The organism is Bacillus sp. Bvel1, from assembly GCF_014872755.1.
Lineage (GTDB): Bacteria > Bacillota > Bacilli > Bacillales > Bacillaceae > Bacillus > Bacillus velezensis.
Window position 1 is genome coordinate 222,851 of the sequence record NZ_JAAOBZ010000006.1, and the last position, 24,767, is coordinate 247,617.

Genomic DNA, 24,767 nt, shown 5'->3' on the forward strand with positions numbered 1-24,767 from the left:
TCATATTTTTAATTAATTATTCATCAAGAGGTGGGCTTTAGATGAAAGGCTATTTAGTATTGGAAGACGGAACATCATTCGGCGGTGAACTTGAAAAAGAGGCCCGCTGTGTTGGCGAAGCTGTTTTTTTCACCGGAATGACGGGCTATCAGGAAGTGCTTACAGACCCGTCATATAAGGGGCAGATCATCGTCTTTACGTATCCGCTGATCGGAAACTACGGAATTAATGAAAAAGACCTTGAAAGTAAAATTCCTCAAGTCAAGGCTGTTGCCGTCTATGAAGCGTGTGAACATTTTTCTCACCATGAAGCAGTCTCAAGCTTGAGAGAGTATTTAAATAAATGGAACATCCCGCTCTTAACCGAAGTGGACACACGGGCCGTCGTCAAAGCCATCCGCTCCGGCGGCACGATGAACGCTGCCGTGTCAACAGCAGGAGAAATTCCCGCAGCATCCGGAACACAAAACCCGGCGGAGCTGGCGCAGTCTGAAGACATCACTTCAATGGGGAACGGAGACCGGCATATTGCGCTGATTGATTTCGGATATAAAAAATCAATCGCCTCGTCACTTGTAAAGCGCGGCTGTAAAGTAACGGTCATTCCGTATCAGCAGATGAACGCCGTTTATGACATTCAGCCTGACGGAATCGTGCTCTCAAACGGCCCGGGCGACCCGAAAGCGATTGCGCCGTACATGAACCGGATTACATCTTTACTCAGTGATTTCCCTGCACTCGGCATTTGCCTCGGGCATCAGCTGATTGCCCTGGCTTTCGGAGGAAATACGTATAAGCTGCCGTTCGGCCACAGGGGTGCCAACCATCCCGTCATTGACCGGAAAACGAAACGGGTGTTTATGACAAGCCAGAACCACAGCTATGTCGTCGATGAAGCGTCAATTGACGAAAACGAGCTGTCCATCAGATTTCACCATGTCAATGATACATCAGTGGAAGGGCTCATTCATAAGCGCCTTCCCGTATTAAGCGTCCAGTTCCACCCTGAAGCTCATCCCGGTCCGGCTGAGAGCGAGTGGATATTTGATGAATTTCTAGAGAAAGTGATACCAGCAAGGAGAGAAATCGCTCATGCCTAAAGATACAACCATTTCCAGCATATTAGTCATCGGCTCCGGCCCCATCATCATCGGCCAGGCGGCTGAATTTGATTATTCAGGAACGCAGGGCTGCATGGCTCTGAAAGAAGAAGGATACCGCGTTATTCTAGTCAATAACAACCCGGCAACGATTATGACGGATGAGGCGTTTGCCGATGAAATATATTTTGAACCGCTCACAACCGACAGCATTGAGGCCATTATTGAAAAAGAAAAGCCCGACGGTCTGCTTGCCAATTTGGGCGGCCAGACGGCATTGAATTTAGCCGTTAAACTTGAAGAAGCAGGCGTGCTGAAGAAGCATCACGTCAAGCTCTTAGGAACATCGGTGGAAACCATTCAAAAAGGCGAAGACCGGGAGCAGTTCCGCGCCCTGATGAAAGAGCTCGACCAGCCCGTTCCGGAAAGCGAAATCGTCGACAACGAAGAAGACGCCCTCCGCTTCGCTGAGTCTATCGGATTTCCGGTTATTCTGAGACCGGCGTACACGTTAGGCGGAAAGGGAGGCGGAATCGCGAAAACAAAAGAAGCGTTTCAGACGCTTATTAAACAGGCGCTGTTAGCAAGTCCGATCAGCCAATGCCTCGTCGAGAAAAGCATCGCCGGATTTAAAGAAATCGAATATGAGGTCATGCGCGACAGCAATCATACATGCATCACCGTCTGCAATATGGAAAACATCGATCCCGTCGGCGTGCATACAGGAGACTCTATCGTCGTCGCACCGTCCCAGACGTTAACGGATGAAGAATATCAGATGCTGCGTTCAGCAAGCCTGGCGATTATTTCGGCGCTGGATGTGGTCGGCGGCTGCAACATTCAATTTGCGCTGGATCCGTTCAGCAAACAGTACTATGTCATTGAAGTGAACCCGCGTGTCAGCCGTTCATCGGCCCTCGCGTCAAAAGCGACTGGCTACCCGATTGCCAAAATGGCGGCGAAACTTGCCGTCGGCTATACGCTCGACGAACTGAAAAATCCGCTGACGGGCTCTACTTATGCAAGCTTTGAACCGGCGCTTGATTATGTCATCGTCAAATTCCCGCGCTGGCCGTTTGATAAATTTAAACATGCCGACCGCACGCTCGGAACAAAGATGAAAGCGACGGGAGAGGTCATGGCGATCGAAAGAAATATGGAAGCGGCCATTCAAAAAGCGGCGGCCTCCCTTGAGCTGAAAACGATCGGCACCCGCCTGCCTGAACTCGGCGGCTGTACGATCAATCAGCTGTGGGAATTAGCGGTAACGCCGGATGACCGGAGATTTTTCGTCGTCATGGAACTGTTAAGCCGCGGTGAAACGATAGAAGATATCCATGCCAAAACGAAAATTGACCCGTTTTTTCTCCATGTATTCCGAAATATCATCATATTAGAAAACAAGCTGATGGAAGAAGGGGATCATCTGTCTGTCCCGCTTTTAAAGCAGGCGAAGGTAAAAGGCTTCACGGATGTCATGATCGCATCTCTCACGGGAAAAACGGAAGAAGACATCCGTGCTCTCAGAAAGAAATCAGGCATCGTCCCGTCGTTTAAAATCGTAGATACATGCGCCGCTGAATTTGATGCCAAGACGAATTATTTCTACTCCACCTACCTTGGGGAAAGCGACGGAGATGTCAGCCGAAAAGAGAAAAAACGCGCTCTCATCATCGGCTCAGGCCCGATCCGCATCGGTCAGGGAGTGGAATTTGATTACAGCGCCGTCCACGGCGTTCTGACCCTGCAAAAGCTGGGATATGAAACGATTATGATCAATAACAATCCGGAAACAGTAAGCACGGATTATGAAATCGCCGACCGGCTTTATTTTGAACCGCTGACGACAGAACATATTTTAAACGTGGCGGAACATGAAAACATTGATTTTGCCATCGTCCAGTTTGGGGGACAGACCGCGATCAATGCCGCTGAACCGCTGGAAAAAGCGGGCATTCCGCTGCTCGGAACATCCTTTGAAACCCTTGATGCCCTGGAGGATCGGGATCTGTTTTATCAGCTGCTTGACGATCTTGACCTCAAACATGCCAAAGGCGAAACGGCTTATTCAAAAGAAGAAGCAACGGAAAAAGCAAGCCGAATCGGCTACCCCGTGCTGATCCGTCCGTCTTATGTCATCGGGGGGATGGGCATGATCATCGTTCATTCAGAAGCGCAAATGTCAGAGCTGCTGGGAAAAGAAGCGGGCATGCCGTACCCGATTTTGATCGATCAGTACATTACAGGAAAAGAATTGGAGATCGATCTGATTTCCGACGGACATGAAGTATTCGTGCCGACTTACACAGAGCACATTGAACGGGCCGGCGTCCATTCGGGCGACAGTTTTGCGATTCTTCCGGGTCCGTCTGTCACACCTGATATGCAGCGGAATATAAAAGAGGCCGCCGAAAAAATCGCGGTAAAACTGGCTTTTAAAGGCATTATGAACATTCAGTTTGTCATTGATGACAAAGGGGATATTCTCGTTCTTGAAGTGAATCCCCGGGCAAGCCGCACGGTTCCTGTCGTGTCTAAGGTGATGGGGGTGCCGATGATCCCGCTTGCCGCCAGATTGCTGGCCGGCGCTTCCCTTAAAGACATCAAGCCCGAGGTTCAAAATCAGCACGGAACGGCAGTGAAATTCCCGGTTTTTTCTTCTCACGCCATTCAGGATGTGGACGTAAAGCCCGGGCCGGAAATGAAGTCGACCGGAGAAGGCATGTGTGTCGCGTTTGACGCAGAAAGCGCACTGAAAAAAATCTACGCGCACGTCTGGGAGAAAAAAGGCAGCATCTATCTGGAAGGCTGTGATGCGGAATTGGAACGTCAGGCTCAAGAGGCGGGATTTACCGTATGCAAAGATGCGTTCCCGGCATGGGCAGAGCGAAAGGATAAAGCGGTCCATATTAATTTCAATCACTCTGAAGAAGCGCGTAAACAACGGATCGAAGCCATGACGCACGGTGTGACGGTCTTTACTGAACCGGAAACCGTAAAGGCATTTTTAGCAAGCGGCTCCGGCAAATCTCAGCCTGTATCGCTCAAAGATCTTTATCAAAAGGAAGTGGCATCATGCACACAATAAAAGCGGAACACACATTAACCCATTTGTACGGCAAAGATTTTCTTTCATTAAAAGATGTCAGCCCGTCAGACATCAATGCGCTTCTGACAGAAGCTTCATTATTAAAACAACATCCGATACAGCCGATTTTCCAAGGGAAAACATTGGCGATGATTTTTGAAAAATCTTCAACCCGCACACGTGTGTCTTTTGAAGCGGGAATGGCCCAGCTCGGGGGAACGGGACTATTTCTTTCAAGCAGCGACCTGCAGCTTGGGCGGGGGGAGACGGTCGCGGATACGGCGAAGGTGCTGTCCGGCTTCGTTGATGCCATTATGATCCGCACCTTTGAGCATGAAAAAGTCGAAGAGCTTGCCGAGCATGCTGATATTCCCGTCATAAACGGGCTGACCGACCGGTATCACCCGTGTCAGGCACTCGCGGATCTGTTAACAATACAAGAAATAAAAGGAAAATTAAAAGGGGTAAAAGTCGCCTATATCGGTGACGGAAATAATGTCGCGCATTCACTTATGATCGGCTGCGCAAAAATGGGCTGTGACATTGCGGTTGCTTCGCCGAAAGGCTATGAAGCAGAGGAAGAGGCGGTGAATGCCGCGAAAGAAGCGGCGGCTGTTTCCGGAGCGAAAATCACCCTTACCGAAAATCCGCAGGAAGCGGTGCGGGATGCAGACGTGATTTACTCCGACGTCTTCACGAGCATGGGGCAGGAGGAAGAGACGCAGCAGCGGCTGAATGTGTTTGCTCCGTATCAAGTCAACGCCTCACTCGTCAGTCTCGCCAAACCCGACTATACATTTTTGCATTGCCTGCCGGCGCATCGGGAAGAAGAGGTCACGTCCGAGATTATCGACGGCCCGAACTCTGCGGTATTCCAGCAGGCGGAAAACCGGCTTCACGCGCAAAAAGCGCTCCTGAAAGCTCTTCTATACAAACAGGATGAACAAAAAAACCGCTGAATCTCATTCAGCGGTTTTTGATATTTCTCCGCATACAAGCGCATACTACATAAAAAAGAAAAAGGAGGAAATGACGTGGGACAGCAGCATCAATTCCGCCCGGGACAAAAAGCGCCGAATAACGGTGTGTACGTTGAAATCGGCGAAACGGGAAGCATGGTCAAAAATCCGCAAAAAATCAAGCTTACGGTGGGAGAAATGTTCCCTGAAACTTCAAACCACAACAGATTGTGGACGTACCAACGAAAACCGTGAACACAAAAAAACCTGCTGAATAGCAGGTTTTTTTATTTAATGCTGGTTTGCATCCTGTTTGACAGGCATGATCTCCGCAAGAACAAAGACTAGCACCGCAATAACCACGGCAATAACGGATGATTGCTTGAAATTGTACGCCGCGCTGTTCATGGAGGCGACCAAATAACAGGCCATATGTGTTAAAAGGAACGTCCAAATAAAACCGATAATAAACCGCACGTTTCCACCTCGTCCTTCATTTTATTCTACGTTGTATCATACCATACATAAAGCGCGGGCGGAAGGTCATTTTCTCATCAAAAAGCGCGCCTGAAACTGACATGTGCCCGCCTGTCTTGCCGTCTGACGGAAAATTCGGTTCCCGTGCTTGGGATAATAGCCAAAACATAGCAGCAAATAGGAGTTTATCCGATCCGTTTTCATTCTTCTTACATATGATAGCCAATAGAGAGATTAGGAGTAAAAGGAGGCGGGCAGGCATGGGGATAACGGTAAGATTTTTCCAATTCGGATCTGAGCTGAACGTCATCCATCTGCCGTATCGGCCGAACGGCTTCTGTATCTTTATTCTGGGGGACAGAACTCACTTTGTCAGCCGGGACTCAAGCTTTTGGCTCGAACATGAAGGGAGAAACCAGCTGTTAAATACGCTGCTTGACAAAGGATACACCATTTTCAACAGCAATTTATACGGACGGCATTGGGGTTCGGAAAAAGCCGCCCTTTACGCCAGACAGCTGATTCATTATGTGCTGAAACAAGAAACCCTCAATCCGAAAATACACTTGCTCGCAGAAGGCATGGGCGCCCTCATCGCCGATCAATTGCTGCAGTCTTCACCGGAGCATATCCGTTCAGCCGCAATGTTAGATCCTTGTCTGGACCTTCAAGCCCATTTTGAATCAGAGAAAGAAAATAAGTTTTTTTATAAGCAGTTTCTGAGGGAAACGGCACAAAGCTTCGGTGTTTCTGAAAAAGAGGCAAGCTCACTGAGCTATCAGACCATTACCGGCTGCCGCACCCGCGCGCCGGTACATATATGGCAAAGAACGACCGGAGCGCCGTACCCGTACACCCTGCACGCGAACGCGTATAAAGAAGCCCGGGAAAAGACCGGAAGCAAGATTGATATCACGTATCACCTGCTTGAGAACCCTGCTCGTATGTACAGAGCCATCTGCCGGTTTTTCCGCAGTCATGAAAAAGACCTGTAATGAATAGAATACAACAGCCATCTCTTTTCAGAGGGCTGTTTGGCTTGTGTGTGTATGAAAAACCGGAAAGGCGGCAGATGTGATGAAAACAGCGCTGATCATTGGAGCAGATGAATTTCTCGGCCTTTCATTGTGCGAACGGTTGATGGATGAAGGTGTGCACGTTGATGTCATTTTGGCAGAACCGGAGGACAAAACGAGGCAGCTGTATTTAGAAGAACGTTTAATGTGGCTCGCGAGAAACGGGCTTTTTCAAATAATAGAGGAAATCGGTGAAAAGGAATACGATCGTATCTGCGTTCAATACGGGAGCGGGTGTCTGCCTGAAAAAAGGGCTGAGCCTTTATATTGGATTGTTTACAGTGAGGATCACGGAGACTGGGAAAAAAACGGTCAGCGGGATACTGCAAAAGCGATTATCCTTCCTCCCCTTTACGGTCCGTGGACGGAAGCAAAAGAAGATGGCGAAAGCAGGATCTTTTTAGAAGACGCGGTCTGCGGGCTGATGAATAAGCTTGAGGCTGACGGCACAGAAGACGAAAATCAGATTATTACCCTGGAAATAAAAGAAAAAACGCAAAAAACGGAAGCGGAAGAAAAAATTAAAGAATGGAAAAGACAATTTTCATCAATATTCGACATTTTTTAAGAAATACCTTCCATGTTATGTGCATTACCGCTACAATAAACGTATATCAATTATACATGTTATGAGTTTGAAAAGGGGTTGAACATGGCTTGATCACCAGGCTTGTCATGATCTTTTCTGTCCTCCTTTTATTGAGCGGATGCACACAAACTCCGTTTAAAGGAAAAATTGAGAAGGTCGGAATGCTTTTCCCCGATACCATCAGTGACTTGGTATGGGGCACAAAAGGTTACAAAGGTTTATTAGCGATACAATCTGAATTTAACGTTGACGTTTATTATAAAGAAAATATCAGATCCGATGAAGATATTTTAAAAGCGATAGATGATTTTCATAAAAAAGGAGTCAATCTTTTATACGGGCACGGAAATGAATACGAGGAAATCTTCAATATGATCAGCAAGGATTATCCCGACATGGAATTCGTCGTCGCAAACGGAACGGCGAAAAGCGATAATGTCACAAGCGTTCACCTTATGGGAGAAGCAATGGGTTTTTTCGGGGGAATGACGGCCGCCCATATGTCAAAAACCAATGAGGTCGGTGTCATCGCCTCTTTTCTGTGGCAGCCTGAAGTAGACGGCTTTATCAAAGGGGCGAAATATGAAAAGCCTGATATCACCGTCAATACTGAATTTACGGACCACTGGGATAACGGCAATGAAGCGCTGCATCTTTACGAGAAGTTAAAAGCGGAGGGCACGGATGTTGTATATCCGGCCGGAGACGGGTATAATGTTCCTGTCATTCAGCAAATCAAAAAAGACGGGCTTTACGCCATCGGCTATGTCGCCGAGCAATCGAATCTCGGCAAAAACACGGTGCTGACAAGCACGGTGCAAAACGTAGATAAAGCCTATACATTAATTGCCGAGCAATATAATAAAGGTACGCTCAAGAGCGGAGATCACGACTTTGATTTCAGGGAAGGAGTCGTTGAAATGGGGACGTTCAGCCCGCTGGTGGACAAAGCGTTTCAAGACAAAATCTCAGACCTTGTCAAAACGTATAATCAAACAAATGAACTGCCGTCAAATGAATAGAGGTGGATACACATGCAGCATGAAAAGTCTCTTGAATTTATGCAGATCGCGATGAAATACTTGCCGGAAGCAAAGGCGGAGCTTGAGAAATCCGGCATAGATCTGTCTATGGAAATGATTCAGCCGTTTATGGACCTGTTTACATCGGTCATGGCGGAAGCGTATGAGCTTGGCAGATCTGATGCCGGGGAGCTGAATAAATAAAGAGAGCCACTTTTTCATGAAGTGGCTTTTCACATGATTTTTTTCTTTATGGCGGACACCATCGGCGCAAAGTCTTTAAATACGGGCTTTAATTGATCCAGGGAGTTCATGATGGACCCCAGCTGATTCAACACGTGGTTGTAATCGATCTCTTCTTCGTTTTCAGCCTGAGGCTGCTCCGGGTTTTCTTCCGGTTCTTTATCCCGGTCTCTGGAATCGCCGAACATCATTTTGGAGAAAATATCCATAGTGAAGCCTCCTTTCGTCTTCCTTTTATTCTATGAGGAGCAGCGTCCGATAGTTTAGACGAATATATTGCCAACAGAAAAAAAATAGGGTAGAATTAGTACCTGATACTAATAATTGATCATAACTAATTAGTTTTAAATTCATTATAAAAAAGGAGTCTTTTCCAATGAAAGCTGGAATTCTTGGCGTCGGCCGTTACATCCCGGAAAAAGTGCTGACAAATCATGATCTTGAACAAATGGTAGATACATCGGACGAGTGGATTCGTACGAGAACAGGTATAGAAGAAAGAAGAATCGCCGCTGAAGATATGTATTCATCCGGCATGGCCGCTGAGGCTGCGCAAAAAGCGCTTGATCAGGCCGGCATTTCCGCTGAGGAGCTTGATATGATCCTTGTGGCGACGGTTACTCCTGACCAGTCTTTCCCGACCGTTTCCTGTATGATACAAGAGAAGCTCGGGGCCAAAAAAGCGTGCGCGATGGATATCAGCGCCGCATGTGCGGGTTTTATGTACGGTATTGTAACCGCCAAACAATTCATTGAATCGCAAACATACAAACATGTCCTCGTGGTCGGCGTGGAAAAGCTCTCAAGCATTACCGACTGGGACGACCGTAATACGGCTGTGCTGTTCGGAGACGGAGCCGGAGCGGCGGTCATCGGACCGGTCAGCGACGACAGAGGCATACTTTCATTTGAGCTCGGAGCAGACGGTACAGGCGGTCAGCACTTGTACTTAGATGAAAAAGGGCATACAATCATGCATGGAAGAGAAGTATTCAAATTCGCCGTCCGGCAAATGGGTGAATCGAGTGTAAATGTTATTGAAAAAGCCGGCCTCTCCAAAGAGGACGTAGACTTTTTGATTCCGCATCAGGCAAACATCCGCATCATGGAAGCGGCACGGGAACGTTTGGAGCTTCCGGTTGAAAAGATGTCTAAAACAGTCCATAAATATGGAAACACATCCGCAGCATCCATTCCGATTTCATTAGTAGAGGAACTGGAAGCAGGCAAAATTAAAGACGGCGACGTCATCGTCATGGTCGGTTTCGGCGGAGGATTGACATGGGGCGCCATAGCATTACGCTGGGGACGATAAAAAAAGGTGAGGTGCACACAAGATGAGTAAAAAAAGAGTAGTCGTTACAGGGCTTGGAGCCTTGTCTCCGCTTGGCAACGACGCCGAAACAAGCTGGAAAAATGCAATCGGCGGCGTATCCGGAATCGGACCGATCACACGTGTGGAATCGGACGAGTATCCGGCGAAAGTAGCTGCTGAATTGAAAGATTTCAATATTGAAAATCACATGGATAAAAAAGAAGCGCGAAAAATGGACCGCTTCACGCAATACGCTGTCGTAGCCGCGAAAATGGCCGTTCAAGATGCCGGTCTGAACATCACAGACGAGATCGCTCCGAGAGTCGGCGTTTGGGTCGGGTCCGGAATCGGCGGTCTTGAAACGCTTGAATCCCAATTCGAAATCTTCCTGACAAAAGGGCCGAGAAGGGTCAGCCCGTTCTTTGTTCCGATGATGATTCCGGATATGGCGACAGGCCAAATCTCAATCGCTCTCGGAGCAAAAGGAGTCAACTCCTGTACGGTGACGGCATGTGCGACGGGAACGAACTCTATCGGTGACGCGTTTAAAGTCATTCAGCGCGGCGATGCCGATGCGATGATTACGGGCGGAACGGAAGCGCCGCTGACAAGAATGTCATTTGCGGGCTTCAGCGCAAACAAAGCCCTTTCTACAAATCCTGATCCGAAAACGGCAAGCCGCCCGTTTGATAAAAACCGTGACGGCTTTGTCATGGGAGAAGGCGCGGGGATCGTCGTGCTTGAAGAGCTTGAGCATGCCCTTGCCCGCGGTGCGAAAATCTACGGGGAAATTGTCGGCTACGGCTCAACGGGTGACGCCTACCACATTACCGCGCCTGCCCAAGACGGGGAAGGCGGTGCGAGAGCGATGCAGGAAGCAATCAAAGATGCGGGCATCAAGCCTGAAGAAATTGATTACATCAACGCTCACGGCACAAGCACGTACTACAATGATAAATACGAGACAAAAGCCATTAAGACCGTTTTCGGTGATCATGCGTACAAGCTTGCCGTCAGTTCGACAAAATCAATGACGGGTCATTTGTTAGGCGCTGCCGGAGGAATTGAAGCAATCTTCTCCGTCATGGCAATTAAAGACGGCATTATCCCGCCGACGATTAACATCGAAACACCTGATGAAGAGTGTGATTTAGATTATGTACCGGATAAAGCGCGCGAGCAGGATGTCAACATCGTTCTCAGCAACTCGCTCGGCTTCGGCGGACATAATGCCACTTTGATCTTTAAAAAATATCAATAATACAGTTTTTGACCGGCTGCCTGAAAAAGGTGGCCGGTTTTTTTGTGCGTGCATATGATAACAACAAGAGGAGGCGAACCGGTATGAGCGTCAAGCAGACATATCAATGGATGGAAAAGGCGGCATCCGTAAATGACCTGGCCCCGCATCTTTTGCCGCTTTTTTCAGGGGCCGATAAGAAAGAGTGGAAGCCGATACTCGGGATGCTGCAAAACCACGGCATGTTCCGCCATCTGAAGGACGGCGTTAGGACCAGTAAACGGCTGAAAGAAAAAGGATGCTACAGCCATATACAAAAAGAGGAAGCCTATTTAAAGGAGAAGTGGAACGGGCCGGACGTGCCGATCGTAGTTTTGCCCGTTGATGAACGAAACCGGAAAATCCGTCAGGAATTCGGATCAAAATCCGGTCTGGCCTTTCGGGACAAAATGTTCCTCTTTCTATCGTCGGATAGTTCCAATTCAGCTGTATCCGCCCTTATGACACATGAATATAATCACGTCTGCCGGTTAGAACATGTGACAAAGGACGAAAAAGATGAGACATTTCTTGATACAATCATGATGGAGGGGCTGGCAGAATATGCTGTATATGAGCGGTTCGGCTCAAGTCTTACGGCGGAATGGACGTCCTACTATACGCCTGAGCAGCTTGATTTTTTGTTTGAAAAAAGAGTCAAGCCGAACCTCCGCTTAACGAGAGACAGCAGAATGTTTTCCCAGCTGTTATACGGAAAAGGATACTTCCCCTCAATGCTTGGCTATGCCGTCGGATTCAATATAGTAAAAAAATATTTAACCGACCATCAAAAAACAGTAAAAGAAGCATTGGCCATCCCTTCAAAAACCTTTCTGGAAGCAACGCTTTAATAGATTAAAAGAATGGAAATTATTTAAGGATATTACATTTATCCTAAAAAATTCTTGCTTTTGTAATAATGATGTAATAATATACAACTATAAAATTTTTCGACTATTCTATATTTTGTGATAGCGAAACGTATGTTTCCCTCTGCTTCAGCGGAATGAGAAAGGGGCGTATCATGAGCACACTATTAGAAGTGAATAATTTAAAGACCTATTTTTTCAGAAAGAAACAGCCGATCCCTGCAGTCGACGGGGTTGATTTTCACATTAACAAAGGCGAAACCGTCGCTCTTGTAGGAGAATCCGGCTCGGGCAAAAGCATCACCTCGCTTTCTATTATGGGACTTGTCCAAAGCTCGGGCGGAAAAATTATGGACGGCTCGATTAAGCTGGAAGGCAGGGACCTGGCCTCCTTCACCGAAAACGAATATTGCAAAATCCGCGGAAATGACGTCTCTATGATCTTTCAGGAGCCCATGACTTCCCTGAATCCGGTGCTGACCATCGGCGAACAAATTACCGAAGTGCTTGAATACCATAAAAAAATGAATAAAAAAGAAGCGGCTAAAAAAGCCGTTGAGCTTCTGGAACTCGTCGGATTCTCCAGAGCGGAACAAGTGATGAAAGAATATCCGCACCGTCTTTCCGGAGGGATGAGACAGAGGGTGATGATCGCCATTGCGCTCAGCTGCAATCCGAAGCTTCTGATCGCTGATGAGCCGACGACGGCGCTTGATGTGACGATACAAGCCCAAGTATTGGAGCTGATGAAAGACCTCTGCAAAAAATTCGATACTTCTATTCTGCTGATCACTCACGATTTAGGTGTGGTTTCCGAAGCCGCCGACAGGGTGATCGTTATGTATTGCGGACAAGTCGTAGAGAGTGCGGGTGTGGAGGACTTATTTTTAAACCCTCTTCATCCGTATACCGAAGGGCTGTTAAACTCCATACCGGTGATAGATGGAGAGATTGATACATTAAAAGCGATCAAAGGCAGTGTCCCGACACCGGATAATCTTCCGGAAGGCTGCCGATTCGCCCCGAGGTGTTCAAAAGCGATGGACAAATGCAAAACAGGGCAGCCGGAGCTGATAACGCATGAAAGCGGCCGTTCTGTAAGATGTTTTTTATATGAGGAAGAGGGTGCCCAATCAAAATGACAGCTGCAGGCCAAGAAACGATTTTAGAGCTGAAAGACGTAAAAAAATATTTCCCGATCCGCTCCGGTTTTTTTCAAAGGAAAGTCGGTGATATAAAGGCTGTTGACGGCGTTTCTTTTTCACTGAAGCGCGGGGAGACGCTCGGCATCGTCGGTGAATCAGGATGCGGCAAATCAACGGCGGGAAGGACGATGATCCGTTTATACAAGCCGACAGACGGCCGGATTCTCTTTAAGGGGCAGGATATCTCCGGCTTATCTGAAGAAAAGCTGAGAAAAAGCGTCCGCAAAAACATCCAGATGGTATTCCAAGATCCCTTCGCATCCCTTAACCCGAGGAAAACGCTGCGTTCCATTATTAAAGAGCCGTTCCAGACTCACCATATGTACAGCATGAGCGAGCGGAACGAGCGAGTGGAGGAGCTGCTGGCGAAAGTCGGCCTTCACCCGAGCTTTGCAAACCGCTATCCGCACGAATTTTCCGGGGGGCAGCGCCAGCGGATCGGGATTGCGCGGGCTCTGACGTTGAATCCCGAGCTGATTATTGCGGATGAACCCGTTTCCGCACTCGATGTCTCCATTCAGGCCCAAGTCATCAATCTGATGGAAGAACTGCAGGATGAATTCAACCTGACCTATTTGTTTATTTCTCATGATTTGAGTGTTGTCCGCCATATCAGCGACAGAGTCGGCGTCATGTATCTGGGAAAAATGATGGAGCTGACCGATAAACACGAGCTGTACGGCAATCCGCTTCACCCTTATACGCAAGCGCTTTTGTCTTCAGTGCCCGTCACGAGAAAAAAAGACGCCGTCAAGCGGGAACGAATCATCCTGAAAGGAGAACTGCCAAGCCCGGCAAACCCGCCGAAAGGCTGCGTGTTCCACACGCGGTGCCCGATGGCCAAACCGATCTGCAAGGAACAAATCCCGGCATTTGAAGAAGCCGCTCCCGGCCATTACGTCGCCTGCCATTTATATGCCTGAAATGACAAGCATCGAGAGGGGGTATGCCGGATTACATAACCAGTTTGCTGCATATATATCACAAAGGGGGAATTGATATGAAATTACGTAAAAGCGCACTGATGATGCTAAGTGTTTTTATGGCGCTCGCCATCTTCCTGTCAGCCTGCTCCGGCTCAAAATCCACAAGCACCGAATCCAAACCGGCAGGAAAACCGCAAAAAGGCGGAGATTTGGTTGTCGGGTCAACCGGGGAACCCACACTTTTTAATCCACTTTATTCTACCGATGTTGCAAGTTCTGATATTGAAGGAATGCTTTACAGCACATTATTAAAAACGGATGAAAAATTAAACGTCAAGCCGTCGCTGGCTGAAAAAGTAACAGAAGCTGACGGGGGATTAACGTATGATGTAAAACTGAAAAAAGGCGTTAAATTCCATGATGGAAAAGAGCTGACGGCCGATGATGTTGTTTTCACTTACAGCATCCCTCTTAACAAGGATTACAACGGTGAGCGTGGCTCGGGTTTTGAGTCCCTTAAATCCGTAACGAAAAAAGGAAAATATGAAATTCAGTTTAAAATGAAGAAAAAAGATGCCTATTTCTATAATGTCGTTCTCGACAGTTACGGCATTTTGCCAAAACATATATTGGGTAAGGTGCCGGTTGCAGATCTGGGAGAGAATGAATTTAACCGTAAAAATCCAATCGGCTCCGGTCCGTTTAAGTTTGTTGAGTGGAAAAAAGGCGAGTATGTCAAACTGGAAGCAAATGATGATTACTTTGGCGGCAGACCTTACCTTGATACAGTGACAGTCAAAACAATTCCTGATTCTAACGCGGCCGTGGCCCAGTTAAAAGCGGGAGATATTGATTTCTTCGCTGTTCCGGGCACAGATTTTGATACGGTTAAAACGTTTGGAAACGTGAAGGTCAAATCTGATCTTGGCTTAAACTACAGCTATATCGGCTGGAATGAGAAAAAAGAGCTTTTTAAGGACAAAAAAGTGCGTCAGGCATTGACTTACGCTCTTGACAGGCAGGCAATGGTGGATCAAGTGCTGAACGGAGACGGTAAGGTAGCGGATGTTCCTGAGAGTCCGCTGTCATGGAATTATCCGAAGTCTAAAGTGCCGACATTTGATTATAATCCGAAAAAAGCAAAGCAGCTGCTAAAAGAAGCCGGATGGGAAGACCATGACGGTGACGGCTACCTTGATAAAGACGGAAAAAAATTCTCATTTGAAATTAAAACGAATCAAGGCAATAAAATTCGTGAAGATTTAGCTGTTGTCGTTCAGCAGCAATTAAAAGAAGTGGGAATCGAGGCTAAACCGCGAATTGTTGAATTCAGTGCGTTAATCGAACAGACAAGTGCCCCTAATTGGGATTATGACGCTCTTCTTCTCGGATGGAGTCTTGCAACGTTCCCGGATCAATTCTCTATCTTCCATTCAAGCCAATCGAAAAACGGGCTGAATAATATCTGGTATAAAAACCCGAAAGTCGATAAGCTGCTTGAAGAAGCGAAGACAATTACAGACAGAAAAGAATACCAAAAGAAGTATGAAGAGATATACAAATTGATTGCTGAAGATCAGCCGTACAGCTTCTTATTCTATTACAATTACCACAGAGCGATGCCGAATAATTTACAAGGCTATGTATTCCACCCTAAAAATGACTTGTACAATATTGAAAAATGGTGGCTGGATCAAAAATAGCAAAAGCCCTGGAGAGGGAAGGAGGTTCCTTTCCTCTCTTATCCTATTTAAAAAGGGGACAAGAATATGGTTACATATATTTTACGGCGAACATTAATGTCCTTGCCGATTCTCTTAGGCATTACAATTTTGTCGTTTGCCATCATGAAAGCAGCGCCGGGAGACCCGATGTCACTTATGATGGACCCTACAATCAGTCAAGCGGACAGGGCGAAATTCATTGAAAAATACGGGTTGAATGATCCGGAACCTGTTCAATATGTGAAATGGCTGGGGAATATGCTGCAAGGGGATTTTGGGACTTCTATCGTCAAGAAAGGCACTCCGGTTTCTGAACTTATCTTATCCCGCTTACCGAATACGATTGTGCTTATGCTTTTCTCAACCCTTGTCGCTCTTCTGATTTCTATTCCATTTGGTGTTCTGTCAGCGAAACGTCCTTATTCAAAATTGGATTACGGGATAACTGTTACTTCATTTTTAGGGCTTGCCATTCCGAATTTTTGGTTCGGTTTGATTTTAATCATGGTTTTATCTGTAAATCTGGGGTGGTTTCCCACTGGCGGAGTAAGCACTTTGAATGCTGACTTTAACATATTTGACCGATTGCATCACTTGATTCTGCCTGCTTTTGTGCTCGCCACGGCAGACATGGCAGGGATAACGAGATACACAAGATCCAGTATGCTTGATGTGTTAAAACAGGATTATATACGAACGGCGCGTGCGAAAGGATTCCGAGATAATAAAGTGATTTTTAAACACGGTTTGAGAAACGGGCTTCTTCCTGTCATCACTATTTTTGGTTTGATGATACCGTCATTTATCGGGGGAGCGGTAGTGGTAGAACAGATTTTTACTTGGCCGGGTCTCGGCAAATTGTTTATTGATTCAGCCTTTTCGCGGGATTATCCGGTTATCATGGCCATGACGGTCATTTCAGCAGTTTTGGTTGTAGTGGGGAATTTAATTGCGGACATCTTATATGCGCTGGTTGATCCCCGCATTGAATATTAACAAAGAGAGGTGAGAGGTCAAATGTTACAGCCAAATACCGGCACACCCCCCAGCGAAGTGAAATTAAAGGAAAATATTCAATCCAAACCGGAAACAATGACGAAGATTTTTTTCGAAAAGTTCTTTCAAAATAAACTAGCTGTAATCGGAGCCGTTATATTAACCATCATTATCTTGTCAGCTTTATTCGCTTCGGTAATCGCTCCTTACTCTCCGGAGAGTCAATCTCTCATCAATCGTTTGAAGCCGCCGAGCTTAAAACATCTAATGGGAACTGATAAATTCGGAAGAGACATCTTTACGAGGGTTCTGTACGGGGCGCGCGTCTCCTTGCTTGTCGGATTCGCTTCTGTGATCGGCGCGATTACAATCGGGACAGTTGTCGGAGCCGTTGCCGGATATTTTAAAGGGTTTGTCGATGCGGTTCTTATGAGAACCGTTGATATCGTATTATCCATACCTGATATATTTTTGCTTATTACACTTGTTACGATTTTTCAGCCCGGAATGGATAAATTAATTTTAATTTTCTCCCTTACAGGCTGGACAACAACGGCACGCCTTGTCCGAGGAGAGTTTTTATCGCTTCGTTCCAGAGAGTTTGTATTAGCTGCAAAGACGATCGGTACAAAAAACCATCACATCATCTTTTCTCATATACTGCCGAATGCGCTCGGACCGATTATCGTCTCAGCCACATTAAAGGTGGGAACGGTTATTTTGGCGGAATCTACATTAAGTTATCTCGGTTTCGGGATTCAGCCGCCGATCGCAAGCTGGGGCAATATGCTTCAGGATGCACAGAACTTTACGCTTATGATTCAGGCTTGGTGGTACCCGTTATTCCCGGGTTTGTTGATCCTTCTTACCGTATTGTGCTTCAACTTTGTCGGAGACGGGCTGCGTGATGCGCTTGATCCGAAAAATGTGAAATGATCTCCCGGACGAACGGGAGATTTTTTTGTTGCAATGCAGTCGGAAATCCAGCTCCGTAAAACGGAAATCTCATATTGAAATGGAATAATTTATCTATCCCTTGCCTATACTGTGGACAACAGTTTTTATAAAGTGAGGGGTCGAATATGTTATTTCTTCATGATGTATGGGTCAATTGGTTTGAAGGGGAAGAAAACGGCTACAATGTATGCCATTTTCACGAATGGCGGAAGGAAGACACGGTTGAGCTTTTGGATCAGACGCCGCTGCTCAGAGTGCCGTCAGTATTATTTCATTACATAGAAAACGACTTATCAGAGCTTCCGAAAGAGCTGCTTGACCAAGTCCACCAGAAGTCATACGTGCGAAAAAATCATGAGCGGACAAAGCTGGAGTACTGTTTTGTCGTGACAGACGGGATCGGCATCATTGCCGTGGATACGATCGGGTATACCATTCCGGTCAGAAAGAGCCGCCTGATTCCGAGACAGGAGCAGCTTGTTTATGAAATGGTAAAGGATGTAGAACCGGAATTGTTTCAATTTGAGCCGTCGCAATTGGAGTCTTCAAAGGAATATCACATTTTGTCATTGGCGCCGGAGCATGTCAGAGGTCTGACGAGAAAAGAGCGGCAGATCAAGCAGCTGATGTTTATGGCGCTCGACCAGCTGAAAGGGCTGAAAAACCGTGCGGAAATTGTGTATTGGTACACGGAATGGAATCCGCATATGTATGAGCAGATCAAACGGATGAGTTTTGAAGAGATCTGGGACATGCTTTACAATGAAACAATTGAAGGCTGGTCGGATAAACATCTTGCGTTCTGTGAAAATTTGATTAAAGGGCAGCCGTTTTTCGAAAAGCTTTGGGAAATGGAACAGGAATCAAAAGTGAACTAAAAAAAGAGGCGGGGATTCTCCCGCCTCTTTTTTTTATCTTCTTTTCCGTCCGAGACCCATGGCGTTTTCCATTTTCTTCACCATTTTGCCGGCCGTTTTGTTTGCGCGCGCCGCCCCTTCGTCGAGAATGCGGTCAAGCTCGTCGCTCTCAATTAATTCACGGTAGCGCTCTTGGATCGGTGTCAATGCGCCGATAACGACTTCGGCTAAATCGCTTTTGAATTCACCGTACCCTTTGCCTCCATATTTAGCTTCTAATTCTTCAATTGATGTGTTTCCTAAAATGGAATAGATTGTCAAAAGATTAGAAACGCCCGGTTTGTTTTCTTTATCATACTTTACAATGCCTTCAGAATCAGTCACGGCGCTCTTGATTTTCTTCTCGAGCTGCTTCGGCTCATCAAGCAGCGTGATGAATGCCTTTTGGTTCGGATCTGATTTGCTCATTTTTTTGAGCGGATCAGCCAGTGACATGATGCGCGCGCCTGATTCAGGAATTTTCACCTCAGGAATCGTGAAGATGTCATTGTATTTTTTATTAAAGCGTTCCGCCAGGTTGCGGGTCAGTTCAAGATGCTGTTTTTGGTCTTCTCCGACCGGAACAAGATCCGTTCCGTACAGTAAAATATCGCCGGCCATCAGCGGCGGATAGGTTAACAGTCCGGACACGACGGCTTCTTTGCCCTTTGACTTATCCTTAAATTGCGTCATCCGCTCAAGCTCGCCGATATATGCGACGCATTGGAGCATCCACCCCGCCTGGGCATGAGCGGGAACCTCCGACTGGATAAAGAGGGTCGCTTTCTCGGGATCAAGTCCGACGGCCAGATAAAGAGCCGCGAGATTGCGGATGTTCTTCCGCAGCTCAAGCCGATCCTGCGGAACCGTAATCGCATGCTGATCGACAATACAGAAGTAGCCGTTGTAGTCATGCTGCAAATCAACAAATTGCTTCATTGCGCCGATGTAGTTGCCGAGGGTAACGGAACCGCTCGGCTGAATGCCTGAAAAAATCGTTTTCTTCATAGTTCTTACCTCATTTCTTAAAACATAATAAAAAAAGCCCATTCTTCCCGTAGAAAAAAGGGACGAATGAACCGTGGTGCCACCCTGATTATTCCATTACAATGGAATCGCTCGAGACGTTGGTAACGGAGGCTGCTCCGGCTGGGCCTACTAACGTTCGGTCAGCTGCTCAGAAGTCCATTCCACATCGCCCGTTACCTGCTCCCAGCACCGCAGACTCTCTTCAAACGGATGAAAATGTGTACTACTCTTCATCATCGCAATCACAACAAATGTATTTGATTGATCTATTATAAATCAATTATAGCCAAATGTCATCAGAGGAATACAAGCTTATTTCCAGTTTACTTTAGGGGTGGAAATCCTCAAAAAGAACTGAAAATGCTTAAATGATAACGTATATCAACATTTCGTATAACGAATATTATATGTAAAAAGCAATATGAACTGGAAATTACATTAAAAAAATTTAGTTAGGTCATGCTTTAAACTATAGAAGTGTATCACCTTTTTGACAGAAAAACTGACCAAATTTAAATATTTTAAATTGAGAAAATAGTATTGCAATAAATTATTCATTTCATTATAATGAACTTGTTCACTCTATTGTTACAGCTTCTTTACATAAAATAATCAGAAAAGACGGAACACAATTAAAGTTTAGAAAAATATTAAGTTATTTTGTCTGATATTTCTGAGTATTTAGTAGTAAAGGCTGAAAAATTTGATTAGGGGGTTAGTGCATGAAAAAGCGTTGGTCTATTGTAGGTTTGATGCTTATCTTCTCGCTTGTATTAAGTGCGTGCGGCGGATTCAGCGGCGGATCAGGCGGCGGCAAAAAAGACACCAAAGGACAGACTTCACTTAATATCAATATTAAAACCGAGCCGTTCTCATTGCATCCGGGTTTAGCGAATGATTCCGTTTCAGGAGGCGTAATCCGACAGACTTTTGAAGGATTGACACGCGTAAACTCCAAAGGTGAGCCTGAAGAAGGAATGGCATCTAAAATTGAAACAAGCAAAGACGGAAAGACCTATACATTTACGATTCGTGACGGTGCGAAATGGTCTAACGGCGACCCTGTGACGGCGCAGGATTTTGAATATGCATGGAAATGGGCGCTTGACCCGAACAACGAATCACAATACGCTTATCAGCTCTACTACATCAAAGGCGCTGAAGCTGCCAATACAGGAAAAGGCAAGATTGATGATGTAGGCGTAAAAGCCGTAAATGACAAAACATTAAAGGTTGAACTGAATAACCCGACACCTTATTTCACGCAATTAACTTCATTCTATACGTATATGCCGATCAACAAGAAAATCGCCGAAAAACATAAAAACTGGAACACAAACGCGGGCGAAAATTATGTGTCAAACGGCCCGTTCAAAATGACGGCCTGGAAACACAGCGGTTCCATCACGCTCGAAAAGAACGATCAATATTGGGATAAAGACGCTGTGAAATTGAAGAAAATCAACATGGTGATGATTAACAATAACAACACCGAACTGAAAAAATTCCAGGCCGGTGAGCTTGACTGGGCAGGAATGCCGCTCGGCCAGCTTCCGACTGAATCTCTGCCGACATTGAAAAAAGACGGATCTCTTCACGTTGAACCGATCGCAGGCGTGTATTGGTACAAATTCAACACAGAAGCGAAACCGCTGAACAATGTTAACATCCGTAAAGCCCTTGCTTATGCGATCGACCGCTCGTCCATCGTGAAAAATGTAACGCAGGGCGAACAAATCCCGGCCATGGCTGCGGTGCCGCCGTCAATGAAGGGATTCAAGGATAACACAAAAGGTTACTTCAAAGACAATGACGTCAAATCAGCTAAAGAATTCTTAAATAAAGGACTGAAGGAATTAGGCGTCAAGAATGCCTCTGACCTTCCGGCGATCAAGCTGTCCTACAATACGGATGACGCACATGCGAAAATCGCGCAGGCCGTACAGGAAATGTGGAAAAAGAACTTGGGCGTCAAAGTTGAACTTGATAACTCCGAATGGAATGTTTACATCGACAAGCTGCACAGCCAAAACTACCAAATCGGGCGTATGGGCTGGCTCGGCGATTTCAACGATCCGATCAACTTCCTTGAATTGTTCCGTGATAAAGAAGGCGGAAACAATGATACCGGGTGGGAAGATCCTGAGTTTAAAAAGCTGCTGAACCAATCTCAGCTTGAAACGGATCCGGATAAACGTATCGAAGAGCTGAAAAAAGCAGAAAAGATCTTTATCGACGCAATGCCGGTCGCGCCAGTTTATTTCTATACGGATCCTTGGGTGCAGGATAAAAACCTCAAAAATGTGATCTTGACAGGAACAGGCGAAGTTTACTTCAGAAACGCTTCTTTTGAATAAAAGCCGGTTCTGAAAACAAAAGACCCAAGGTATATGGGGAGGATGTCCCCATATACCTTTCTTACTGATTACGTATAAAATTGTAAAAAACATGGAGGTGTTCACCTTGCTGAAATATATCGGTAAACGATTCATTTACATGATCATCACATTGTTTGTGATTGTGACCGCCACGTTCTTCTTAATGCAGGCAGCGCCGGGCGGACCATTTTCCGGCGAAAGAAAGCTGCCGCCTGAAATTGAGGCAAACTTAAACGAACACTATGGTTTGGACAAGCCTCTTTTCGTTCAATATGTCAGCTACTTAAAATCTGTGGCGATGTGGGACTTCGGGCCTTCTTTTAAATATAAAGGCCAAAGTGTTAATGATTTAATCAATTCAGGCTTCCCCGTCTCATTCACTCTCGGTGCAGAAGCTATTCTCCTCGCTTTAGCGTTCGGTGTGCTTTTCGGGGTGCTTGCTGCCCTGTACCATAATAAATGGCAGGATTATACCATTGCGATTTTAACGATCTTTGGGATCTCAGTTCCGAGCTTTATATTGGCGACGATTTTGCAATATATTTTCTCAATTAAATTAGAACTGTTCCCGGTCGCAGGGTGGGAATCCTGGGCATACACCTTTCTGCCCTCCATTGCGCTCGCTTCCATGCCGATGGCGTTCATTGCCAGACTCTCCCGTTCAAGCATGATTGAAGTGTTAAACAGCGATTACATACGGACTGCAAAAGCTAAAGGACTTTCCCGTCCGTCAGTCACCGTGCGCCATGCGCTGCGAAACGCGCTTTTACCGGTCGTGACATATATGGGGCCGATGGCGGCATCCATTTTAACGGGAAGTTTCATCATTGAATCCATTTTCGGAATTCCCGGTTTAGGCGCGCATTTTGTAAACAGCATTACAAACCGTGATTATACGGTCATTATGGGAGTTACCGTGTTCTTCAGCGTGCTCCTGCTTCTATGCGTATTAATTGTAGATGTGCTGTACGGATTAATCGATCCGAGAATCAAGCTTTCCAAAGCAAAGAAAGGAGCCTAGACCATGCAGAACATTCCTAAAAATATGTTTGAACCAGCTTCAGCTAATGCCGGCGATGCCGAAAAAATAAATAAAAAAAGCCTTTCCCTCTGGAAAGACGCCATGCTCCGCTTCCGCAGCAATAAGCTTGCGATGGTCGGGTTCGTACTGATCGTTCTTATTATTCTGATGGCGATTTTTGCGCCTATCTTTTCAAGGTATGATTATGCCACTACCAATCTATTAAATGCGGATAAAGCGCCGTCGAAAGATCATTGGTTCGGCACGGATGACCTTGGAAGGGATATATTCGTCCGGACATGGGTGGGCGCGCGGATTTCCATCTTTATCGGTGTCGCAGCTGCCGTGCTTGATTTATTGATCGGCGTAATCTGGGGCAGCATTTCCGGATTCCGCGGCGGACGCACAGATGAAGTGATGATGCGCATCGCCGACATTCTGTGGGCTGTTCCTTCATTTTGAAGAAATGAAATCAAAAGCGCATATGGAAGCTCTGTTAAAGGAGCAAAGCGATGTTTATCATAAAGAAGAGGGGCAGTACCACGTGCTGATGTATGCGGAATTTGACTCTTTCATCTTTATTGATTACCTGTTTGTGTCAAAGAAATCCAGAGGACAAGGCCTCGGAAGCAAGCTGATCGGCAGACTGAAAAAGAAGAACAAGCCGATTCTGCTTGAGGTGGAGCCTGTTGACGAGGATGACACGGATACACAGAAACGCTTGCGTTTTTATCAAAGAGAGCATTTCAAGCACGCGCAGTCAATCGGGTATCGGCGCCGGTCATTGGCTACGAATGAAGTGAACGAAATGGAGATTCTGTACTGGTCACCTAAGACGGAATCAGAAGAAGAAATATTTGAAGCGATGAAACAGACATATGAAAACATTCACACTTATAAAGATGAAAAATGGTACGGAGAATCATACGAAAAAACGGATGAAGTTCTCAAAGTCATTGATGAGAAAAAACAAAAAAACATTTTCGATCAGCTGAGCTAATTGAGAATGGGGAAAAATCCTCCAGCCGTAAATTTGCCGGATTGACACATTTTTTTCTCAGGAGACTGTTCACACTTACTTTTTTATAGTATAATACCTATAAAGATTCCTTTTTTAAAGTCATTTCAATTTGAGAATACAAACATGTTCATCCTACTAATTAGAGGAGTGAAGATTAATGGTTACATTATACACATCACCTAGCTGTACGTCATGCAGAAAAGCAAGAGCTTGGCTTGAAGAGCACGAGATTCCGTTTGTAGAAAGAAACATTTTCTCCGAGCCGTTATCAATTGATGAGATCAAGCAGATTCTGCGTATGACTGAAGACGGTACGGATGAAATTATCTCTACCCGTTCTAAAGTATTCCAGAAACTGAACGTAAATGTTGAATCTATGCCGCTTCAAGACTTATATACTTTGATCAATGAGCATCCGGGACTGCTCCGCCGTCCGATCATCATTGATGAAAAACGTCTGCAAGTCGGCTATAACGAAGATGAAATCAGACGATTCCTGCCAAGAAAAGTGCGTTCTTTCCAATTAAGAGAAGCACAGCGTCTTGCCAACTGATATAAGCTTACGATAAGCATGGAAAAAGCCCAAAACCATCGCGG

Annotated in this window: 24 protein-coding genes, 1 pseudogene and 1 other annotated feature; of the genes and pseudogenes, 22 read left to right on the plus strand and 3 right to left on the minus strand. The window is 46.0% G+C overall.

Translation table 11 applies throughout. The annotated features are described in order from the left end of the window. Positions 1-41: 41 nt before the first annotated feature. The 4 genes from HAP68_RS05210 (at position 42) to HAP68_RS05225 (ending at position 5,402) form a co-directional block, all read left to right on the plus strand. Entirely contained in the window at positions 42-1,100 is a 1,059-nt protein-coding gene (locus tag HAP68_RS05210; RefSeq protein WP_024085118.1) for a carbamoyl phosphate synthase small subunit, read from the plus strand. Then, complete coding sequence (locus HAP68_RS05215; protein WP_024085119.1) at positions 1,093-4,188, plus strand: carbamoyl phosphate synthase large subunit; 3,096 nt, start codon at positions 1,093-1,095, stop codon at positions 4,186-4,188. The genes HAP68_RS05210 and HAP68_RS05215 overlap by 8 nt, the downstream gene beginning before the upstream one ends. Further along, on the plus strand, positions 4,176-5,147 hold the full coding sequence (gene argF / locus HAP68_RS05220) for an ornithine carbamoyltransferase (RefSeq protein ID WP_015388451.1): 972 nt from the start codon (positions 4,176-4,178) through the stop codon (positions 5,145-5,147). Before HAP68_RS05215 ends, argF begins: the two co-directional genes overlap by 13 nt. Positions 5,148-5,222: 75 nt before the next feature. Beyond that, positions 5,223-5,402, plus strand: a complete 180-nt coding sequence (locus tag HAP68_RS05225) for a YjzC family protein (RefSeq protein WP_003155070.1) — start codon at positions 5,223-5,225, stop codon at positions 5,400-5,402. 36 nt (positions 5,403-5,438) lie between these two features. Here HAP68_RS05225 and HAP68_RS05230 read toward each other — a convergent pair whose 3' ends face one another. Continuing rightward, entirely contained in the window at positions 5,439-5,624 is a 186-nt protein-coding gene (locus HAP68_RS05230; protein ID WP_003155069.1) for a YjzD family protein, read from the minus strand. Between the two features lie 260 nt (positions 5,625-5,884). Here HAP68_RS05230 and HAP68_RS05235 point away from each other — a divergent pair, with 260 nt between their 5' ends. From HAP68_RS05235 to HAP68_RS05250, 4 genes are all read left to right on the plus strand, one after another. Beyond that, positions 5,885-6,619 carry a lipase family protein gene (locus HAP68_RS05235; protein ID WP_015388450.1) on the plus strand — a complete coding sequence of 245 codons (735 nt, stop codon included), beginning with the start codon at positions 5,885-5,887 and terminating at the stop codon, positions 6,617-6,619. An 82-nt stretch (positions 6,620-6,701) separates the two neighbouring features. Further along, positions 6,702-7,268 carry a Rossmann-fold NAD(P)-binding domain-containing protein gene (locus HAP68_RS05240; protein WP_003155065.1) on the plus strand — a complete coding sequence of 189 codons (567 nt, stop codon included), beginning with the start codon at positions 6,702-6,704 and terminating at the stop codon, positions 7,266-7,268. Positions 7,269-7,357: 89 nt separating this feature from the next. Continuing rightward, positions 7,358-8,311, plus strand: a complete 954-nt coding sequence (locus HAP68_RS05245) for a BMP family ABC transporter substrate-binding protein (RefSeq protein WP_003155063.1) — start codon at positions 7,358-7,360, stop codon at positions 8,309-8,311. A 12-nt stretch (positions 8,312-8,323) separates the two neighbouring features. Continuing rightward, on the plus strand, positions 8,324-8,515 hold the full coding sequence (locus HAP68_RS05250) for a ComZ family protein (protein WP_003155061.1): 192 nt from the start codon (positions 8,324-8,326) through the stop codon (positions 8,513-8,515). Between the two features lie 29 nt (positions 8,516-8,544). Here HAP68_RS05250 and HAP68_RS05255 read toward each other — a convergent pair whose 3' ends face one another. After that, the gene (locus HAP68_RS05255) at positions 8,545-8,763 is read right to left on the minus strand and encodes a hypothetical protein (protein WP_003155059.1); all 219 of its coding nucleotides are present in this window, start codon (positions 8,761-8,763) and stop codon (positions 8,545-8,547) included. 167 nt (positions 8,764-8,930) lie between these two features. Here HAP68_RS05255 and HAP68_RS05260 point away from each other — a divergent pair, with 167 nt between their 5' ends. From HAP68_RS05260 to HAP68_RS05300, 9 genes are all read left to right on the plus strand, one after another. Continuing rightward, a complete protein-coding gene (locus tag HAP68_RS05260) occupies positions 8,931-9,869 on the plus strand; it encodes a beta-ketoacyl-ACP synthase III (RefSeq protein ID WP_003155057.1) in 939 nt (312 codons plus the stop codon). A gap of 22 nt (positions 9,870-9,891) precedes the next feature. After that, complete coding sequence (gene fabF / locus HAP68_RS05265) at positions 9,892-11,130, plus strand: beta-ketoacyl-ACP synthase II (RefSeq protein ID WP_003155056.1); 1,239 nt, start codon at positions 9,892-9,894, stop codon at positions 11,128-11,130. A gap of 83 nt (positions 11,131-11,213) precedes the next feature. Next, positions 11,214-11,999, plus strand: coding sequence for a DUF2268 domain-containing putative Zn-dependent protease (locus HAP68_RS05270; RefSeq protein ID WP_012117278.1), 786 nt, complete (start codon positions 11,214-11,216; stop codon positions 11,997-11,999). Between the two features lie 173 nt (positions 12,000-12,172). Further along, complete coding sequence (locus tag HAP68_RS05275; protein ID WP_003155054.1) at positions 12,173-13,159, plus strand: ABC transporter ATP-binding protein; 987 nt, start codon at positions 12,173-12,175, stop codon at positions 13,157-13,159. Further along, positions 13,156-14,145: an ABC transporter ATP-binding protein gene (locus HAP68_RS05280; RefSeq protein ID WP_003155053.1), complete on the plus strand. Its 990-nt coding sequence runs from the start codon at positions 13,156-13,158 to the stop codon at positions 14,143-14,145. The genes HAP68_RS05275 and HAP68_RS05280 overlap by 4 nt, the downstream gene beginning before the upstream one ends. Before the next feature lie 77 nt (positions 14,146-14,222). Next, on the plus strand, positions 14,223-15,851 hold the full coding sequence (locus HAP68_RS05285; RefSeq protein ID WP_024085120.1) for a peptide-binding protein: 1,629 nt from the start codon (positions 14,223-14,225) through the stop codon (positions 15,849-15,851). 66 nt (positions 15,852-15,917) lie between these two features. Continuing rightward, positions 15,918-16,868, plus strand: coding sequence for an ABC transporter permease (locus HAP68_RS05290; RefSeq protein ID WP_003155051.1), 951 nt, complete (start codon positions 15,918-15,920; stop codon positions 16,866-16,868). A gap of 21 nt (positions 16,869-16,889) precedes the next feature. Continuing rightward, positions 16,890-17,804: an oligopeptide ABC transporter permease gene (gene opp4C / locus HAP68_RS05295; protein ID WP_003155049.1), complete on the plus strand. Its 915-nt coding sequence runs from the start codon at positions 16,890-16,892 to the stop codon at positions 17,802-17,804. A 146-nt stretch (positions 17,805-17,950) separates the two neighbouring features. Next, the gene (locus tag HAP68_RS05300) at positions 17,951-18,703 is read left to right on the plus strand and encodes a YjbA family protein (protein WP_003155047.1); all 753 of its coding nucleotides are present in this window, start codon (positions 17,951-17,953) and stop codon (positions 18,701-18,703) included. Positions 18,704-18,736: 33 nt separating this feature from the next. On the opposite strand, the gene trpS is transcribed toward HAP68_RS05300, so the two are convergent. Continuing rightward, positions 18,737-19,729, minus strand: a complete 993-nt coding sequence (gene trpS / locus HAP68_RS05305) for a tryptophan--tRNA ligase (RefSeq protein WP_024085121.1) — start codon at positions 19,727-19,729, stop codon at positions 18,737-18,739. Between the two features lie 55 nt (positions 19,730-19,784). Next, positions 19,785-19,996, minus strand: a binding site (T-box leader). Between the two features lie 476 nt (positions 19,997-20,472). On the opposite strand from trpS, the gene HAP68_RS05310 reads away from it, so the two are divergent. The 5 genes and pseudogenes from HAP68_RS05310 to spx all read left to right on the plus strand — a co-directional run bounded on the left by HAP68_RS05310 (position 20,473) and on the right by spx (position 24,723). Next, a complete protein-coding gene (locus HAP68_RS05310; protein ID WP_012117282.1) occupies positions 20,473-22,107 on the plus strand; it encodes a peptide ABC transporter substrate-binding protein in 1,635 nt (544 codons plus the stop codon). Between the two features lie 106 nt (positions 22,108-22,213). Further along, the gene (locus HAP68_RS05315) at positions 22,214-23,149 is read left to right on the plus strand and encodes an ABC transporter permease (RefSeq protein WP_003155043.1); all 936 of its coding nucleotides are present in this window, start codon (positions 22,214-22,216) and stop codon (positions 23,147-23,149) included. Between the two features lie 3 nt (positions 23,150-23,152). After that, a pseudogene (locus tag HAP68_RS05320) lies at positions 23,153-23,605 on the plus strand (ABC transporter permease); the annotation flags it as partial. 10 nt (positions 23,606-23,615) lie between these two features. Beyond that, positions 23,616-24,149, plus strand: a complete 534-nt coding sequence (locus tag HAP68_RS05325) for a GNAT family N-acetyltransferase (protein WP_184123308.1) — start codon at positions 23,616-23,618, stop codon at positions 24,147-24,149. 178 nt (positions 24,150-24,327) lie between these two features. Further along, entirely contained in the window at positions 24,328-24,723 is a 396-nt protein-coding gene (gene spx / locus HAP68_RS05330; protein ID WP_003155034.1) for a transcriptional regulator Spx, read from the plus strand. Positions 24,724-24,767 lie beyond the last annotated feature (44 nt).

What these genes read in the sequence shown, in the direction of transcription:
- HAP68_RS05280 (WP_003155053.1), top strand. Translation starts at nt 13,156, where the DNA reads ATGACAGCTGCAGGCCAAGAAACGATTTTAGAGCTGAAAGACGTAAAA.
- HAP68_RS05270 (WP_012117278.1), top strand. Translation starts at nt 11,214, where the DNA reads ATGAGCGTCAAGCAGACATATCAATGGATGGAAAAGGCGGCATCCGTA.
- spx (WP_003155034.1), top strand. Translation starts at nt 24,328, where the DNA reads ATGGTTACATTATACACATCACCTAGCTGTACGTCATGCAGAAAAGCA.
- opp4C (WP_003155049.1), top strand. Translation starts at nt 16,890, where the DNA reads ATGTTACAGCCAAATACCGGCACACCCCCCAGCGAAGTGAAATTAAAG.
- HAP68_RS05310 (WP_012117282.1), top strand. Translation starts at nt 20,473, where the DNA reads ATGAAAAAGCGTTGGTCTATTGTAGGTTTGATGCTTATCTTCTCGCTT.
- argF (WP_015388451.1), top strand. Translation starts at nt 4,176, where the DNA reads ATGCACACAATAAAAGCGGAACACACATTAACCCATTTGTACGGCAAA.
- HAP68_RS05235 (WP_015388450.1), top strand. Translation starts at nt 5,885, where the DNA reads ATGGGGATAACGGTAAGATTTTTCCAATTCGGATCTGAGCTGAACGTC.
- HAP68_RS05250 (WP_003155061.1), top strand. Translation starts at nt 8,324, where the DNA reads ATGCAGCATGAAAAGTCTCTTGAATTTATGCAGATCGCGATGAAATAC.
- HAP68_RS05215 (WP_024085119.1), top strand. Translation starts at nt 1,093, where the DNA reads ATGCCTAAAGATACAACCATTTCCAGCATATTAGTCATCGGCTCCGGC.
- HAP68_RS05325 (WP_184123308.1), top strand. Translation starts at nt 23,616, where the DNA reads ATGAAATCAAAAGCGCATATGGAAGCTCTGTTAAAGGAGCAAAGCGAT.
- HAP68_RS05240 (WP_003155065.1), top strand. Translation starts at nt 6,702, where the DNA reads ATGAAAACAGCGCTGATCATTGGAGCAGATGAATTTCTCGGCCTTTCA.
- HAP68_RS05300 (WP_003155047.1), top strand. Translation starts at nt 17,951, where the DNA reads ATGTTATTTCTTCATGATGTATGGGTCAATTGGTTTGAAGGGGAAGAA.
- HAP68_RS05285 (WP_024085120.1), top strand. Translation starts at nt 14,223, where the DNA reads ATGAAATTACGTAAAAGCGCACTGATGATGCTAAGTGTTTTTATGGCG.
- HAP68_RS05290 (WP_003155051.1), top strand. Translation starts at nt 15,918, where the DNA reads ATGGTTACATATATTTTACGGCGAACATTAATGTCCTTGCCGATTCTC.
- trpS (WP_024085121.1), bottom strand. Translation starts at nt 19,729, where the DNA reads ATGAAGAAAACGATTTTTTCAGGCATTCAGCCGAGCGGTTCCGTTACC.
- fabF (WP_003155056.1), top strand. Translation starts at nt 9,892, where the DNA reads ATGAGTAAAAAAAGAGTAGTCGTTACAGGGCTTGGAGCCTTGTCTCCG.
- HAP68_RS05210 (WP_024085118.1), top strand. Translation starts at nt 42, where the DNA reads ATGAAAGGCTATTTAGTATTGGAAGACGGAACATCATTCGGCGGTGAA.
- HAP68_RS05255 (WP_003155059.1), bottom strand. Translation starts at nt 8,763, where the DNA reads ATGGATATTTTCTCCAAAATGATGTTCGGCGATTCCAGAGACCGGGAT.
- HAP68_RS05260 (WP_003155057.1), top strand. Translation starts at nt 8,931, where the DNA reads ATGAAAGCTGGAATTCTTGGCGTCGGCCGTTACATCCCGGAAAAAGTG.
- HAP68_RS05275 (WP_003155054.1), top strand. Translation starts at nt 12,173, where the DNA reads ATGAGCACACTATTAGAAGTGAATAATTTAAAGACCTATTTTTTCAGA.